Annotated in this window: 11 protein-coding genes; 5 read left to right on the forward strand and 6 right to left on the reverse strand. The window is 75.7% G+C overall.

Annotation, left to right across the window (positions count from 1 at the left end):
- Positions 1-209: 209 nt before the first annotated feature.
- The 3 genes from AB0881_RS08920 to AB0881_RS08930 are packed head-to-tail and all read left to right on the forward strand — an operon-like array spanning position 210 to position 5,801.
- Entirely contained in the window at positions 210-956 is a 747-nt protein-coding gene (locus AB0881_RS08920) for a hypothetical protein (RefSeq protein ID WP_366615505.1), read from the forward strand.
- Positions 953-2,470: a DNA polymerase Y family protein gene (locus tag AB0881_RS08925; protein WP_366615506.1), complete on the forward strand. Its 1,518-nt coding sequence runs from the start codon at positions 953-955 to the stop codon at positions 2,468-2,470. Before AB0881_RS08920 ends, AB0881_RS08925 begins: the two co-directional genes overlap by 4 nt.
- Entirely contained in the window at positions 2,463-5,801 is a 3,339-nt protein-coding gene (locus tag AB0881_RS08930; RefSeq protein ID WP_366615508.1) for an error-prone DNA polymerase, read from the forward strand. The genes AB0881_RS08925 and AB0881_RS08930 overlap by 8 nt, the downstream gene beginning before the upstream one ends.
- Here AB0881_RS08930 and AB0881_RS08935 read toward each other — a convergent pair.
- Entirely contained in the window at positions 5,798-8,065 is a 2,268-nt protein-coding gene (locus AB0881_RS08935) for a protein kinase (RefSeq protein WP_366615509.1), read from the reverse strand. The two genes, AB0881_RS08930 and AB0881_RS08935, sit on opposite strands and share 4 nt — an antisense overlap.
- Before the next feature lie 235 nt (positions 8,066-8,300).
- Here AB0881_RS08935 and AB0881_RS08940 point away from each other — a divergent pair, with 235 nt between their 5' ends.
- Positions 8,301-9,650, forward strand: coding sequence for a polysaccharide deacetylase family protein (locus tag AB0881_RS08940; RefSeq protein WP_366615511.1), 1,350 nt, complete (start codon positions 8,301-8,303; stop codon positions 9,648-9,650).
- 2 nt (positions 9,651-9,652) lie between these two features.
- Here the strand turns inward: AB0881_RS08940 and AB0881_RS08945 are convergent, their stop codons facing one another.
- A complete protein-coding gene (locus tag AB0881_RS08945) occupies positions 9,653-10,579 on the reverse strand; it encodes a Ppx/GppA phosphatase family protein (protein ID WP_366615512.1) in 927 nt (308 codons plus the stop codon).
- 151 nt (positions 10,580-10,730) lie between these two features.
- Between AB0881_RS08945 and AB0881_RS08950 the strand changes: the two genes are divergently transcribed.
- Positions 10,731-11,246 (forward strand): PH domain-containing protein, encoded by a 516-nt coding sequence (locus tag AB0881_RS08950; RefSeq protein WP_366615513.1) that lies wholly within the window; start codon positions 10,731-10,733, stop codon positions 11,244-11,246.
- On the opposite strand, the gene AB0881_RS08955 is transcribed toward AB0881_RS08950, so the two are convergent.
- Genes AB0881_RS08955 through AB0881_RS08970 form a run of 4 tightly spaced genes read right to left on the reverse strand, consistent with a single transcriptional unit; the run spans position 11,213 to position 16,671 of the window.
- The gene (locus AB0881_RS08955; protein WP_366615514.1) at positions 11,213-12,112 is read right to left on the reverse strand and encodes a ribokinase; all 900 of its coding nucleotides are present in this window, start codon (positions 12,110-12,112) and stop codon (positions 11,213-11,215) included. The genes AB0881_RS08950 and AB0881_RS08955 overlap by 34 nt on opposite strands.
- 49 nt (positions 12,113-12,161) lie before the next feature.
- The gene (locus tag AB0881_RS08960) at positions 12,162-14,111 is read right to left on the reverse strand and encodes a substrate-binding domain-containing protein (RefSeq protein WP_366615515.1); all 1,950 of its coding nucleotides are present in this window, start codon (positions 14,109-14,111) and stop codon (positions 12,162-12,164) included.
- Positions 14,111-15,640 carry a sugar ABC transporter ATP-binding protein gene (locus AB0881_RS08965; protein WP_366615516.1) on the reverse strand — a complete coding sequence of 510 codons (1,530 nt, stop codon included), beginning with the start codon at positions 15,638-15,640 and terminating at the stop codon, positions 14,111-14,113. The genes AB0881_RS08960 and AB0881_RS08965 overlap by 1 nt, the downstream gene beginning before the upstream one ends.
- Positions 15,637-16,671, reverse strand: a complete 1,035-nt coding sequence (locus AB0881_RS08970) for a LacI family DNA-binding transcriptional regulator (protein WP_366615518.1) — start codon at positions 16,669-16,671, stop codon at positions 15,637-15,639. Before AB0881_RS08970 ends, AB0881_RS08965 begins: the two co-directional genes overlap by 4 nt.
- Positions 16,672-16,716: the final 45 nt, after the last annotated feature.

Raw genomic sequence — 16,716 nt, forward strand, 5'->3', positions numbered from 1 at the left:
GCCTGCCCCCCGATGTCTCCCGGCATATCCCGGCGTATCCCGGTACGGGCCCCACGCTACCCAGCACCGCCGGCCGCCCCTCGCCCGCGGGTCGGCGAAAATCCGTTTTCCCCGACACCGTAAGGCTTTCCGCACCCTTGTGACCTGCGAGGACTTGACACGGATCGAATCTGTGTTCGAAATTGGTGGCGGCTCGGAAAGGAGGCGGCGTGGCGGACGCGGCGCCGGCGGGGGCGCCGCCGATGGACGCGCCGTGCGCCGGCCTTCCCGTGCTGCCCGCGCTGCGCCCGCTGCTGCCGGGCGGGCTGCGGCCCGGGTCGGCCGTGGGCGTGGCCGGACCCGGTTCCGCGTCCCTGGGGCTGGCGCTGGTCGCCGGGGTGTCACGACGGGCAGGGGAAGCCGGTGGGGCGGGTGAAGCGGATGCGGCAGGTGCAGCAGGTGCGGGAGACGGCGGAGGGTGGTGCGCCATCGTGGGGCTTCCCGATCTCGGCCTCGCCGCCGCGGCGGGGATGGGCGCCGCCCCCGAACGCCTGCTGCTCGTCGACGAGCCGGGCGAGCGCTGGCCGGACGTGGTGGCGGCGCTGGCCGAGGCGGTCGACCTGGTGCTGCTGAACGTCGTGGAACGCCCCGCCGCCCCGGCCGTCCGGCGGCTGTCGGCCCTGGCCCGCAAGCACGGCTGCGTCCTCGCGCTGACCGGCGCGTACGCCCGCGAGTGGCCGGGGACGCGGCTCCGGCTGCGGGTGGCCGACTCCGAGTGGCGGGGGCTCGGCGACGGCCACGGGGTACTGCGCGGCCGCCGCGCCCGGGTCGTGGCGGACGCGCCCGGCCGGGAGCGGGACGGCTGGCTCTGGCTGCCCGGCCCCGACGGCGCCGTCACCCCGGCCGGCCCGCCCGCGGTGGGCCCGGCGGGGCGGCCGGACCGTCCCGGCCGCCCGAGGCTGGACGTGGTCGCGTGAGCCGGGTGCTGGTCGTGTGGTGCCCCGACTGGCCGGTCACGGCGGTCGGGGTGGACGCGGGCACGCCCGGCGCGGTCGTGGCGGAGCAGCGGGTGGCGGCGTGCAGCGCGGCGGCGCGGGCGGCCGGCGTGCGGCGCGGGCAGCGGATCAGGGACGCCCAGCGGCGCTGCCCCGACCTGGTCGTACGGGAGCGCGACCGGGACGCCGAGGGGCGGCTGTTCGAGGCGGTCGCCGAGGCGGTGGCGGAGCTGACGCCCAAGGTGGAGGTGGTGCGGCCGGGGTTGTGCGCCGTTCCCGCGCGGGGCGCGGCCCGCTTCTACGGGGGCGAGGAGTCGCTGCGGCTGCTGGTGCAGGACGCGGTGGTGGAGGCGGGGTTCGACTGCGGCGCGGGGATCGCCGACGGGCTGTTCGCGGCGGAGCTGGCGGCGCGCGCCCAGGGAGGCCAGGGAGGCACGGTCGTCCCGGAAGGGGGCGCGGCGGCGTTCCTGGCGCCGTACCCGCTGTCGGTCCTGGACCGGCCCGAGCTGGCCGATCTGCTGCGGCGGCTGGGCGTACGGACGCTGGGCGACTTCGCGGCGCTGCCGTCGGGGCATGTGGCGGGACGGTTCGGGCCGGACGGGGCATTGGCGCACCGGCTGGCGCGGGGCGAGGAGCCGCGGCCGGTCGCGCCCGCGCCGGCGGCGGCCGACCTGTCCGTGCGGGACGAGTTCGATCCGCCGGCGGCGCGGGCCGAGCAGGTGGTGTTCGCGGCCAAGCGGCTGGCGGGCCGGCTGCACGCGGGGCTCGGCGCGGGCGGGCTGGCCTGCGTGCGGCTGGCGGTGGACGTGGGGTTCGCCGACGGCCACGTGCTGCGGCGGCTGTGGCGGCACGACGGTGCGCTGTCGGAGGCGGCGGTGGCCGAACGGGTCCGATGGCAGCTGTCGGCGGGCCGGGTCGACGAGTCGGTGTGGGGCGGGGTGACGTGGCTGGAGCTGTCGCCCGACCAGCTCGTCCCGGACGAGGGCCGGCAGGAGGCCCTCTGGGGGCGTACGGCGGTCACCGAGCGGGTCGCGCGCGCCGCCGACCGGATCCAGGCCCTGCTCGGCCACGGCGGGATCACCCGTCCCGTGCTGGTGGGCGGCCGCGGGCCCGGCGAGTGGGTCGTCAAGGTGCCGGTCGGCGATCTGCCGCCCGGCGAGCGCGGCGACGGCCCCTGGCCCGGGCGGATCCCCGACCCGGCACCGTCGCTGGTGCCGGGGCCGGGGTGGTCCGCCGAGGTCACGGACGCGTCGGGGGCGCCGGTCACGGTGTCGGGCCGCTGCGCGGTGTCGGCGCCGCCCGCGTACGTCGCGGTGGGCGGCGGCCCGGCGGCGCCGGTCGCGTCCTGGACGGGCCCGTGGCCGGCCGTGGAGCGGTGGTGGGACGCCGCGCACGCGCGCCGCCGCGCCCGCTTCCAGATGGTGACCGGCGAGGGGCGCGCGTACCTGCTGGCCGTGGAGTCCGGCCGCTGGCACGTGGAGGCGTCCTATGACTGACTGGTACAACCCGGCCGTACCGTGGCGCGAGTTCGAGAAGCGCCTGACATGGGGCGAAGGCGACGGCACGGCCCCAGAGCGCCACGGCAGCTCCGGGACGCGGGGCGGTGCTGGTGGGACGGGCGTTCGGGACGCGGAGGCGCCTTCGCGTGTCGCGGCGGACGGTGTGGCGTGGGCGGAGCTGCACTGCCACACGTCGTTCAGCTTCCTGGACGGGGCGAGCGAGCCCGCGGCGCTGGTGGCGGAGGCGGCGCGGCTCGGCGTCGGGACGATGGCCGTCACCGACCACGACGGCATGTACGGGACGGTGCAGTTCGCGCAAGCGGCGGGCGAGGCCGGGATCCGGACGGTGTTCGGCGCGGAGCTGGGCATCGGCCTGCCGGGGCCGCGCGCGGGCGAGCCGGATCCGGCTGGGCGGCACCTGCTCGTGCTGGCCAGGAGCCCGGAGGGGTACGCCCGGCTCTGCTCGGCGATCACGGCGGCGCAGCTGGCGGGCGGGGAGAAGGGCCGTCCGGTGTACGACCTGGAGGCGCTGGCCGGCGCCCACGGCGGCGAGTGGGCCGTGCTCACGGGATGCCGCAAGGGGCACGTTCCGGCGGCGCTCGACGGGGGCGGGCCGGAGGCGGCGGAGCGCGAGCTGCGGAGGCTGATGGAGATGTTCGGCCGGGAGAACGTGTTCGCCGAGCTGATCGACCACGGCCAGCCGGGCGACGACCCGCGCAACGACCTGCTGTTCGAGCTGGCCGGCCGGACCGGGGCGGGCGTGGTCGCGTCCAACAACGTGCACTTCGCGGCGCCGGGCGCGGACGCGCGGCTGGCGCAGGCGCTGGCGGCGGTGCGGGCGCGGCGCAGCCTGGACGATATGGCGGGCTGGCTCCCGGCGGGCGGCACGGCGCACGTGCGGAGCGGCGCGGAGATGGCGGCGCGGCTGGCGCGGTTCCCGGGCGTGCGGGAGGCGACGGTGGAGCTGGCCGGGGAGTGCGCGTTCGACTTCCAGGTGATGGCGCCGCGGCTGCCGCGGTGGCCCGTGCCGGACGGGCACACGGAGGCCACCTGGCTGCGGAGCCTGGTGGCGGACGGCGCGCGCGAACGGTACGGGCCGCCCGAGCGCGAGCGCGTCCCCGGCGCGTACGCGCAGATCGCCCGCGAGCTGGACGTGATCGAGCAGCTCGGCTTCCCCGGCTACTTCCTGATCGTCCACGACATCGTGGAGTTCTGCCGCGGCGCGAACATCCTGTGCCAGGGGCGCGGCTCGGCGGCGAACTCCGCGGTCTGCTACGCGCTGGGCATCACGGGCGTCGACGCCGTCCACCACGGGCTGCTGTTCGAGCGGTTCCTGTCGCCGGGCCGGGACGGCCCGCCCGACATCGACCTCGACATCGAGCACCGCCGCCGCGAGGAGGCGATCCAGTACGTCTACCGCAAGTACGGGCGCGAGCGCACCGCGCAGGTCGCCAACGTGATCAGCTACCGGCCGCGGATGGCCGTCCGGGACGCGGCCCGCGCGCTCGGCTTCTCGCCCGGCCAGCAGGACGCCTGGTCGCGCGGCATCGACACCCGCGACCCCGTAGGAGCGGAGAGCGAGATCCCCGCGCCGGTGACCGCCCTGGCGGAGCGGATGCTGGCGCTGCCGCGCCACCTCGGGATCCACTCCGGCGGGATGGTGATCGCGGACCGGCCGGTCGGCGAGATCTGCCCGATCGAGTGGGCCGCCATGCCGGGCCGCAGCGTCCTCCAGTGGGACAAGGACGACTGCGCGGCGGCCGGGCTGGTGAAGTTCGACCTGCTGGGGCTGGGCATGCTCGCGGCCCTGCACGACTGCTTCGACCTGGTGGACGAGCACCACGGCGTCCGGTACGACCTCCAGTCCATCCCGCCGGACGACCCCGAGGTGTACGAGATGCTCGGCGACGCCGACACGGTCGGGGTGTTCCAGGTGGAGTCGCGGGCGCAGATGGCCACGCTCCCCCGCCTGCGGCCGAGGGAGTTCTACGACCTCGTCGTGGAGGTCGCGCTCATCCGTCCAGGCCCCATCCAGGGCGGCTCGGTGCATCCCTACCTGCGCCGCCGTAAGGGGAAGGAGGCCGCGACCTGCCCTCACCCGCTCATGGAGAGCGCCCTCGCCCGCACGCTCGGCGTGCCGCTGTTCCAGGAGCAGATGATGCAGCTCGCCGTGGACTGCGCGGGGTTCACGCCCGCCGAGTCCGACGAGCTGCGGCAGGCGATGGGCGCCAAGCGCGCGCCGGAACGGGTCGAGCGCCTCAAGCGGCGGCTCCTCGACGGGATGGCCGAGCGCGGCATCCCCTCGCGCATCGCGGAGGACGTCTACGAGAAGATCCTCGGCTTCACGGGCTTCGGCTTCCCCGAATCCCACGCGCAGAGCTTCGCGCACCTCGTCTACGCCAGCTCGTACCTCAAGCGCCACTACCCGGCGGCCTTCACGGCGGCGCTAGTACGCAACCAGCCCATGGGCTTCTACAGCCCGCAGACCCTCCTGGAGGACGCGCGCCGCCACGGCGTCGAGGTGCGGGGCGTGGACGTCAACGCGAGCGGCGTCCACCCCACCCTGGAAGAGCCCCTCCCCGTGAACAGCGAGCACCCCCACGCGCCCTCGCGGCCCCAACCGGCGATCCGCCTCGGCCTGAACGGGATCCGCAACCTGGGCGAGGACGCGGCCGAGGCCATCGCGGCGGGGCGGCCGTACGCGAGCATGGCGGACCTCGCCCGCCGCGTCCGGCTCTCGACGCCCGCGCTGGAGGCGCTCGCGACGGCGGGCGCGTTCGGCTCCCTGCCCGTCCACGACGGGGGCGCGCCGCTCTCCCGCCGCGAGGCGCTCTGGGCGGCGGGCGCCCTCGCGGGCACCGGCCCGGGGCAGCTCAGGAACGTCACCCCGGGAGCCGGCGCCCCCGCGCTCCCGCCCATGACGCCCGTGGAGGAGACCCTGGCCGACCTCTGGTCGACGGGCGTCTCGCACACCCACCCCATGGCCCACGTACGCGAGGCCCTGGACGAGCTCGGCGCGACCCCGTCCAGGGGCCTGCCCGCCGTGCCCGCAGAGACCAGCGTCGTCGTCGCCGGGCTCGTCACGCACCGGCAGCGGCCCCCGACCGCCGGCGGCATGGTCTTCATGACGCTGGAGGACGAGACCGGGATCCTGAACGTGATCTGCCCGCCGCAGGTGTTCCGGCGCCACCGCGGCCTGGCCCTCGACTCCCAGGCCCTCCTCGTGAACGGCCGGCTCGAACGCGCCGACGGCGTCACCAACATCCGCGCCACCCGCCTGCGGCGCCTCCCCGTCCCCGGGCGCGTGAAGGCCCGCAACTTCCACTAGGACCAGCTGGGGTGGCCGATCCCCCCGCCCTTCGGCCCGAACGGCCGGTCCCCCGTGCCGTCCGCCTTGACCGTGCGGATCTCCGGCTTCTCGTACGGGCCGCGCGCATAGCAGATCCACTCGCCGTCGCGGGACCACGCGGCGTCCATCTCGTGCTCCGCGCCCGCCGTCACCCGGCGCGCGCCGGACCCGTCGGCGTTCGCCACCCACACGTCCGCCTCCGGGTACGCGCCGCGCGTGTAGGCGATCCTGGTGCCGTCCGGTGACCACTCGGGGTCCGCCGCGGGCACGCCGTCCGCGGTCACCTTCCGCCAGGCGCCCGGGTTCCGCGGGTCGAGCGTGAAGATCGCCTGCGTCCCGTCCCGCTTGCTCCAGAACGCCAGCCGCCCGGTGGACGACCACATCGGGTCGTCCTTGTCGGCCGCGTCCGAGGTCAGCCTCCTCGGCTCGGTCTCGCCGATCGTGATCGCGTAGATCTGCCGGACGCCGCCCTCCTTGCCCATGAAGGCCAGCTGCCTACCGTCCGGCGACCAGGTGACCCGCCCACCGGCGAGCCGGTCGGTCACCCTCCTCGGGTCGCTGCCGTCCGGGTTGACGAGCCACGCCTCCGTACGGGCCCCGTTCCTGCGGGTGAACGCGATCGTCCTCCCGTCGGGCGAACGTTCCGGAAGCATGTCGCACGCGGCCCCGGTGACCAGCGGAACGGCCGCGTCGTGGCCCGGCGTGTACGTCCCGATGTCGCCGTGGCACTCCTTGGGCCACCCGGCCTTGGTGTCGATCCGTACCAGCAGCGCCTCGGTGGGCGGTCCGCCGGGCTTCACCGCCGGCGCGCGTTTGGCGGGCTCGTCCCCCAGCAGCGCCACCAGCAGCCCTCCGCCGGCGAGCACCACCGCGACGGCCGCCGCCCCGGCCCCCGCGGCGAGGGCCTTCCGCCGCCCCGGCTTCCCGGGCCCCGCCGGAGGCGCCTGCGCCGGCCCCGGCCCGTACGCCGCCGGGTCCGTGATGGTCTCCCCCGCCGGCTCCGTCCCCGGCTCCACCGCAGGCGGCCGAGCCGCCCCGGCCCCATGCCGCACCTCGGCCGCACGCCCACCCGGCGTCCGGACCTCGGGCTCCGCCGCACGCCGCTCCCCCGCGTCCGGGCCGGCGGCCCGCGCCGCGTGCGGCCCGGCCGGCGCCGCACTCGACGGCGCCCCCGGAGGCGATGGGGCCGGACTCGAAGGCGATGGCGCAGGGCTCTGGGGCGGTGCGGCGGCCCCCGAAGGTGAGGACCCTGGGCTCGGAGGCGTGGGCGCCGGGGGTGGAAGGGATGGGCTCCGGGCCGGAGGGGGCGGGACCGGGTCGGGGGTGGGGAGGCGCGTGGGCGGGGCCTGGCGGGAGGTGGGCGGGGTCGTCCAGGATTCGCCGAGGGTCGTGCTGACCTCGGATTCGCCGGCGCCGCCGCCGACCAGGCTGAGGAGGAGGTCCTGGGCGGTGGGGCGGGTCTCGGGATCCTTGCCGAGGGCGGCGCGGACGAGGGCGGCCAGCGGCTCGGTGAGGGCGCCGAGTTCGGGGTCGGCGTGGAGGGCGCGGCCGACCATGACCTGGATGGAGCCCTGCCCGAACGGGTTGCGGCCGTTGGCGGCGTAGGCGATCAGGCAGCCCCAGGCGAAGACGTCGACGGCGGGGGTGATCTTCTGGGTGAGGATCTGCTCGGGGGCGATGTAGCCGGGGGTGCCGACGACCTGGCCGGTGGCGGTGTGCGAGGTGGCCATGTCGAGCGCGCGGGCGATACCGAAGTCGATCACGCGCGGGCCGGAGATCGACAGCAGCACGTTGCTGGGCTTGAGATCGCGGTGGACGAGGCCCGCGGAGTGGATGGCGACCAGGGCGGCCGCCACGCCGACGGCGACGCCGTGCAGGAGGCCCGGGGAGAGGGTGCCCTGGTCGTTGATGTGCTGGAGGAGGGACGGGCCCTCGATGTACTCGGTGACCATGTAGGCCATGCCGAGGTCCTGGCCGTGGTCGAGGACCTGGGCGGTGCAGAACGAGGCGACGCGCTCGGCGTTGCGGCACTCGTCGCCGAAGCGGGCGACGAAGGCGCGGTCGCCGGCGAGCTCGGGCCGGACGACCTTGACGGCGACGCGGCGGCCGTCGGTGCCGCGGCCGAGGTAGACGGCGCCCATGCCGCCTTCGCCGATCTTGGCGTCCAGGGTGTACGGGCCCACCCGGGCCGGGTCGTGGGGCTGCAGCTCGCGCAGGGACACCGCGCCAGGCCGGCTCTCCATGGGCGTACACCTCTCGCCGCCGGGCCCCCTCCCGTCGGCGCGCGTCGTCTGCGGACGGCGCCTGGGCCCACCCCAGTCCAGAGTGGCAGAGAACGCCGCCCGGGTCCGCGGGCCGCCCTAGGCCGGAAAAGGTCAATGTTCGGCCAAGCGTCGCCAGAAATGCGGCAAAGGCTTGATCAGGCGGACGTTCCCGAAACTTACGCTGATCGGCGGCAGCGATCTGCGGAGGGTGTTCGTGCTCGGGTGGCTCCACCGCCGGGGAGGCGTCGCGGTGGCGCTGCTGCTCGCCGTCTCGGGCTGCACGGCACGCGAGCACCGCCAGCCGGCGCCGGTCACCGATGTCACGGAGGTGCGGGCCGTCGATCCCGGCCGCGTCCCGGGGATCATGCCGGTCACGCGGGTGGACGAGCGGCGGCGGGCGTTCGCGGCGTACCCGTCGGTCGCCGGTGCCCGGCCGCTGGACGACGCGCTGGCGCGGGCCGTGGACGAGTGGTTCCGGCTGCACGAGGAACGGCGCGGCGTTCACGAGCTGAACGTGGAGTGGTCGCTCACGGCCTTCTCGGACCGCGTGATCGGTGTCCGCCTGGTCGCGGAGCACGGGGACACAGGGGGCGGCGGCGCAGAGCACGGAGGCACAGAGCACGGAGGCACGGGCCGCGGGGGCGCCGGGGAGCGCGAAGGCACCGAGCGCCGCACGTTCTGGTACGACCGGGACGCCGGCGCGGTGCGCGCACCGGGCGACCTGGTGGACGAGGCGCGGCTGGCCGAGCTGGTGCGCCAGGAGGCGCAGACGGGCCGGGCGGGCCATGCCGCGCCGGGCGGCTTCCCGTCGCTGGCGTTCAACGACCAGGGCGATCTGGTGGCCGAGTTCGGCTCCGAGGCGGTCGCGATCGGGTACCGGGCGTACGAGCCGCTGCTGACGCCGTTCGGTCACCGGGCGCGGGACGCCGCGCTGACGGTCCGGCCGGTGCCGCGGCGGGACGCGGTGCCGCGGACGCTGGTGGCGCCGGTCGACTGCCGTACGGCCAAGTGCGTGGCGCTGACGTTCGACGACGGGCCGGGGCCCGAGACGGGGCGGCTGCTGGACATCCTCGCCGGGCACGGGGCGCGCGCGACGTTCTTCGTGGTGGGCGGGAACGCGGCCGCGCTGCCCGCGACGCTGCGGCGGCAGCGGGCCGCCGGGCACGTGATCGGCAACCACACGCACGCGCACCGCGATCTCACCCGGCTGCCGGCGCTGCGGGTCAGCTCGGAGATCCAGCGGACGCAGCGGGCCATCAAGGCCGCGACCGGGGAGGGCGCCACGCTGCTGCGGGCGCCGTACGGCGCCGTGAACGGGACGGTGACCGCGGTGGCCAGGTCGCTGGGGCTGGCGCACGTCGGCTGGAACGCCGCTCCGGAGGGCGGCGGGGACATCGCGGCCGAGGCCGTGGCGGGGGCCAGGCCGGGCGGCGTCGTCCGGCTGCGGGACGTGGACCGGGAGTCGGTGGACGCGGTCCCGGAGATCCTCGCCAGGCTGGCGGCGGACGGCTACACGTTCGTGACCGTTCCCGAGTTGCGGGCCGCCGGGACGGTCCCGCGCTGACCTCAGCTGATCAGGTCGAGCCGGCGGAGGATGACGCCCTCGCGCAGCGCCCAGGGGCAGACCTCCAGCTGCGCCACGCCGAACAGGTCCATCGCGGCGTCGGCGACGATGGCGCCGGCGGGCAGCTGCGGGACGCGGCTCTCGGACACCCCGGGCAGCCCGGCACGTTCCATCGGCTCCATCAGCGCCAGTTTCTCCGCCCATTCGGTGACATCGCCATGGCGGAGGGAGCGCTTGACGAACGGGCCCTCGGACGAGGGCGCGGCCCCGGCGATGCGGGCGAGCTGCTTGAACGTCTTGGACGTGGCCACCGCGTGGTCGGGCGCCCCGTACCGGGCGACCTCGCCGACATGGCGGGCGATCTCGGCGCGGACGTGGCGGCGCAGCTTGCGGGCCTCGTCGGCGGGCACCGGGTCGGCGGTGAACCAGTCGCGGGTGAGCCGGACGGCGCCCAGCGGCAGCGAGATCGCGGCGTCCGGATCCTCGTCGATGCCGGCCGCGATCTCCAGCGAGCCGCCGCCGATGTCGATGACCAGCAGCCGGCCGGACGACCAGCCGAACCAGCGCCGGACCGCCAGGAACGTCAGCCTGGCCTCCTCCTCGCCGGACAGCACCTCGATGCCGACCTCGCAGTCGGCGCGGAGCCGATCGAGGACCTGCTCGCCGTTGGCGGCGTCCCGGACGGCCGAGGTGGCGAAGGCGACGAGGTCCTCCACGCCCTTGTCCTCGGCGACCTGGAGCGCCTCCTGAACGAAGTCGCGCAGCCGGCCCTCGCCCTCCTCCGACAGCCGGTCGCCGTCTTCGAGGTGCGCGGCCAGCCGCAGCTCCGCCTTGTGTGAGAACGCCGGGAGCGGGCGCGCGCCGCGGTGCGCGTCCACCACAAGGAGGTGCACCGTGTTCGAGCCCACGTCCAGCACGCCGAGTCGCATGGAAACGACGCTACCGAAAGGAGGTTACGGGCTCGTGAGCGGATCATGACTTATGGGGCGAAGTCCGTCCTGTTCAGGTAGTGCGCGCCTATCGGATCGGCCAGATACCCAGATACAGGGTCCCGCGCGCCCGGCCGCTAACGTGGGCGGCGTGAGCGGCCAGGAAGCGGGAGACGCGGGAGACGCGGAAGCGGGTGGCCCGGAAGCGGGAGGCGCGGAACGGCGGTGGCGGGTGCCGCCCGCGCACACCGTGCTGAAGGCGGCCGCGGCCGCGGCGTTCGCGGCGCTGGCCCTCACGTCCCGCGACGACCGCCCGTTCCTGCTGCTGGCGCTGGTCGCGGCGGCCGGGCTGGCGGCGCTCGCGCTGCGGGACGTGCTCGCGCCCGTGCGGGTCGCGGCGGACACCGAGGGCGTGACCGTCGTCAGCGGGTACGCCGGGCACGCCCGGATCCCGTGGGACGAGGTGGCCGCCGTGCGGGTGGACGAGCGGCGCCGGCTGCTCCTGCACACCCGGCTGCTGGAGATCGAGACCGGCGACGACCTGCATCTCTTCCGCGCGTACGACCTCGGCGGCGAGGTCGCGGACGTCGCCGCCGAGCTGGACCGGCTGCGTTCGGGCGGCCGGCCGGACGATCAGCCGGGCAGCGGGTCGCCCGCGGCCGGATAGGAGCTCTGCGCGCCCGGCTTGCGGACGGCGGCGGCGCCGACGCGGACCGCGTACCGGGCCGCGTCCGCGAGGCCGTCGCCGCGCGCCAGCCGCAGGCAGAGCGCGGCGGTGAACGCGTCGCCGGCGCCCGTGGTGTCGACCGCCTCGACCTCGGGCGACGGCACGGCCGTCACCCCGGAGGCGTCGGCGGCCAGGGCGCCCGCAGCGCCGAGCGTGATCAGCACCGAGCGCGGGCCGCGGTCCAGCAGCCCGTGGGCCATCGCGGCGGGCTCGTCGCGGTGGCCGAGCAGGAACGCCGCCTCGTGCTCGTTCACCACCAGCGGGTCGCACAGCTCCAGCACCCCGGCGGGCAGCTCCGCGGGCGGGGACAGGTTCAGCACGATCCGCGCGCCCGCGGCCGCGGCGGTGCGGGCCGCCGCGGCGACGGTCTCCAGCGGGATCTCCAGCTGGAACGACACCACGGCGGCGCCCGCCAGCAGGTCGCGGGCCCGCTCGGCGTCCGCCGGGACGAGCCGCGCGTTGGCACCGGGCGAGACGATGATGCTGTTGTCCCCGCCGGTGTCCACGGTGATCAGCGCGACCCCGCTCGGCCCCGGCGTGACGCTCAGGTGGGACAGGTCCACGCCCGCCGCCGCCAGCGCGTCCCGGAGCAGGGCGCCGTGGCCGTCGTCGCCGATTCGGCCGAGGATCGCGGCCCGGCCGCCGAGCCGGGCGGCGGCGACGGCCTGGTTGGCCCCCTTGCCGCCCGGATAGGTGGCCAGGTCGGTGCCCAGCACGGTCTCGCCGGGGGCCGGCCGCCGGTCGACCCCGATCACCAGGTCGGCGTTCACCGATCCGACCACGACCACTTCATGCCGCTGCGCCACTGCGCCTCTCTCTCCCGCTCTCTAGGACGTCTCCGCTACGACGTCTCCGCTAGGACGTCGCGAACTCGGCCGCGTTCTCGCGGGTGGCCATCTTCACCGGCACCATCGAGGTCGCGGCGAGCCCGTCGCCGTTCGCCGCCTTCACGGCGCTCTGGACCGCCATCCTGCCCAGCAGCGCCGGCTGCTGCGCCACCGTGGCGTTCATCGTCCCCGCCTGGACGGCCTTGATGCCGTCCGGGGTGCCGTCGAAGCCGACCACCTTGACCTGCTTGCCCGCCTTGCCGCCGAGGGCCTTGACCGCGCCCAGCGCCATCTCGTCGTTCTCGGCGAAGACGCCGTTCAGGTCCGGGTTGGACTGCATGAGGTTGGTCATGACGTCCAGCCCCTTGGTGCGGTCGAAGTCGGCGGGCTGCTTCGCGACGACCTGGACACCGGGGAACTTCTCGATCCCCTCCTCGAAGCCCTGGCCGCGCTCGCGGGACGCCGAGGCGCCCGGCTGCCCCTGGATGCCGACGATCTTGCCCTTGCCGCCCAGCTCCTTCGCCATCCGCTCGGCCGCGAGCCGGCCGCCGGCGACGTTGTCGGAGGCGACCAGCTGGGCGACCTTCGCGCCGTTCACCGTGCGGTCGGCCGCGATCACCGGGATCTCGGCGCGGTTGGCGGCCTGGACGGCGGGCGCGGCGGCGTCGGAGTCCACCGGGTTGACGATGATCGCCTTCATGCCCTGGCTGGTGAAGTTCTGGACCTGGTTGACCTGCTGGGACGCGTCGTTCTGCGCGTCGGACACGGTCAGCGTGACGCCCTGCCTCCGCGCCTCGTCCTCGGCGCCCTGCCGGAACTGGACGAAGAACGGGTTGTTCAGCGTCGACACCGACAGCCCGACCTTGAGCCCGCCGCCCGCGACCGTGCCGGTCTTGGACCCGCCGCCGGTGGAGGCGACGGCGACGGCCAGCGCGACCACGGCCGCCGCGACGACCGCGCCGCCGGCCCAGAACGCCGCCGGGCGCACCTTCGTGCCGCGCCGCCGCACCGTGTCCAGCAGGACGGCCAGCGCGATCACCACGCCGATCACGACCTGCTGCCAGAACGCCGACACCGACAGCAGGTTCAGCCCGTTGCGCAGCACGGCCAGGATCAGCGCGCCGACGAGGGTGCCGAACGCGCGGCCCTTGCCGCCCGACAGGCTGGCGCCGCCGATGACGACGGCCGCGATGGCGTCCAGCTCGTAGCCGCTGGCGGCCTGCGGCTGCGCGGAGGCGAGCCGGCCGGCCAGCACGATCCCGGCCACGGCCGCGAACGCGCCCGACAGCGCGTACGTGACGAGCTTCTGCCGCGGCACGCGGATCCCCGACAGGCGCGCGGCCTCCTCGTTGCCGCCGATCGCGTACATCGCCCGGCCGCTGTAGGTGCGGGCCAGGAGGAACGCGGTGAGCAGCCCCATCACGACCATCACGATCACCGGGACCGGCAGGTACGAGCCGATCGTGTCGCCCACGTGCGTGACGGCGTCCGGCAGCGCGATCGGGCTGCCCTCGGAGATCACCAGGGCCAGCCCGCGGGCGATGCCCAGCATGGCCAGGGTGGCGATGAACGGCGGCAGCTTCCCGTACGTGATGAGCGCGCCGTTGACCAGCCCGGCCGCGACACCGACCGCGACCGCCAGCACCACCGCTATCGGCCACGGCAGCCCGTGCGTGGTGGCCGTCCATGCCAGGACGACCGCCGACAGCGCCGCCACCGCGCCGACCGACAGGTCGATGCCCGCGGTGACGATCACGAAGGTGACGCCGAACGCCAGGATCGCGACCACGGCCGCCTGGACGCCGACGTTCAGCAGGTTGGTGACGGTCAGGAAGTCGCCCGACAGCAGGGCCAGCACGACGACCAGGACGGCCAGGCCGGCCAGCGCCCCGTTCTCTCCCAGCAGCCGGCCCGCCGCCCGCGGCGCGCCGCCGCGCGGCGACTCCTGCGGCGGCTTGCGCGACGTGTCAGTGGACATCAGCCTTCTCCGTCCGTGTGCTCGGTTCCGTTCGTGGGCTCGGCGCCGTTCGCCGCGAGGGCCAGCGCCATCACCGCGTCCTGGGTGGCCTCCTCGGCCGGCAGCTCGCCGGTCAGGCGGCCGCGCGCCATCACCAGCACGCGGTCGCTCATCCCCAGCACCTCGGGCAGGTCACTGGAGATCATCAGGACCGCGTGCCCGGAGGCGGTGAGGGAGTTGATCAGCCGGTAGATCTCGACCTTGGCGCCGACGTCGATGCCGCGGGTGGGCTCGTCCAGGATCAGGACGCGGGCGTCGGCCAGCAGCCACTTGCCGATCACGATCTTCTGCTGGTTGCCGCCGGACAGCGTCCCGGCCTCCTGCCGGAGCCCGGCCATCCGCACGTTCAGCTTCGCGGCGATGTCGGCGGCCCGGCCGCGCTGCCCGGCGCGGTCCACGATCCCGCCGCGGCTGGTGGGGCCCAGGGTGACCAGGCCGAGGTTCTCCTGGACGTCGGCGCCCAGCACCAGGCCCTGGCCCTTGCGGTCCTCGGGGACGAGCCCGACGCCCGCCTCCATCGCCGCGTGCACGTCGCCGCCGCGCAGCGCCGTCCCGTCCACGGCGACCTCGCCCCGGTCGTACGGGTCGGCGCCGAAGATCGCGCGGGCCACCTCGGTACGGCCGGCGCCGACCAGTCCGGCCAGCCCGACGACCTCGCCGGCCCGGACCTCGAACGAGACGTCCTCGAACACGCCGTCCCTGGTCAGGCCGGTCACCTTGAGCAGCGGGGCGCCGATGTCGGCGCGCTCGCGCGGGTACCGCTCGTCGATCGGGCGGCCGACCATGAGCCGCACCAGCTCGTCCTCGGGGGTGTCCGCCGGGACCTCGGCGACCGAGCGGCCGTCGCGCAGCACCGTCACCCGGTCCCCGAGGCGGGGGATCTCCTCCAGGTGGTGGGTGATGAACACGACCGCGACGCCGCGCTCGCGCAGCGTGCCGACGATCTCGAAGAGCGTGTCGACCTCGCCGGCGGTCAGCACCGCGGTCGGCTCGTCCATGATGAGCACGCGGGCGTCCCGGCCGAGCGCCTTGGCGATCTCGACCATCTGCATCCGGGCGATGCCGAGGTCGGCCATCCGCGCCCGCGGGCTCGCGTCGACGCCGACCCGGGCCAGCAGCTCCGCCGCCGCCCGCTCCATCGCCCGCCGGTCCACCATGCCGAACCGGCGCGGCGGCCGGCCGAGGAAGAGGTTCTCGGCGACCGTCAGCTCCGGGACCAGGTTGAACTCCTGGTAGATGGTCGCGATGCCGAGCCGCTCGGCGTCGGTCGCCGACCGGATGTCGACCGGGCTCCCGTCCACCTCGATCCGGCCCGAGTCGGGCCGGTGCGCGCCCGACAGCGCCTTGATCAGGGTGCTCTTGCCCGCGCCGTTCTCGCCGAGGAGCACGTGCACCTCGCCCGGGCGCAGGTCGAAGTCGACCCCGTCCAGCGCGACCACGCCGGGGAACGCCTTGCGCAGCCCGCGTACCCGCAGGATCTCGTCCGTCATGCCGGGCTCCCTCCTTCTTCACCGTGCTCGCCCCGCTCACCGGGCTCGCCGCAGGAGCGGCGGACCACCAGCCGGGCGGCCAGCACCACCGACTCCACCGGCCGGTCCTCGATCCGGTCGGCCAGCACCCGCACCGCCCGCCGGCCCAGCTCCTGCACCGGCTGCCCGATCGCGGTCACCGGCGGGTCCACGTGGGTGAACCACGGCAGGTCGTCGTACGAGGCCAGCGCCACCGCGGACGGGATCGCCAGCCCCCGGGCGCGGATCTCGTCCAGCGCGCCCAGCGCCATCAGGTTGTCCCCCGCGAAGATCACTTCGGGGGGCTCGGGCAGGTCCAGCAGCCGTGCCGCGCCCGCCCGGCCGCTGGCCGCCTGGAAGTCGCCCGCCTCCAGGTACGCGTCCGGGACCTCCAGGCCGCAGTCGCGCATGGCGGCGGTGAACGCGGCGGTGCGCTCGCGCCCGGTCGACAGCAGCGCGGGCCCGGAGATGAACGCGATCCGGCGGTGGCCGAGGCCGCGCAGGTGCCGGACCAGCGCGCCGATCGCCGCCGAGCCGTCCGCCCGGACGGTGGGCACGTCCAGGCCGGGCAGGGTGCGGTCCAGGAACACCAGCGGCTGGCCGTCGGCGACCATCCCGCGCACCAGCGGAGTGATCTCCGCGGTCGGGCACAGCAGCAGCCCGTCGACGCGCTGCTCCAGCAGCGTGCGGACGTAGTGGTCCTGCCGGTCGGGCCGCTCGTCGGCGTTGCCGATCACGACCGAGTAGCCGAGGGCGCGGGCCTCGTCCTCGATCGCCCGGGCCAGCTCGGTGAAGAACGGGTTGAGGATGTCGCCGATCACCAGCCCGATCGTGCGGGTGGCGTCGGTGCGCAGCGAGCGCGCGACGGCGTTGCGCCGGTAGCCCAGGGCCTCGACCGCGGCCAGCACCCGGGCGCGGGTCTCGGGGGCGACGCGGTCGCTGTCGTTCAGGACGCGGGACACCGTGGCGACGGAGACGCCCGCGTGGCGGGCCACGTCCTTCACGCTCGCCATGGTCACCTCCGCATCTGCGTGTAAACGATTACATCAATGTAAACG

Origin of the sequence: Spirillospora sp. NPDC029432 (genome assembly GCF_040703975.1) — a bacterium.
Taxonomy (GTDB): Bacteria; Actinomycetota; Actinomycetes; order Streptosporangiales; family Streptosporangiaceae; genus Spirillospora.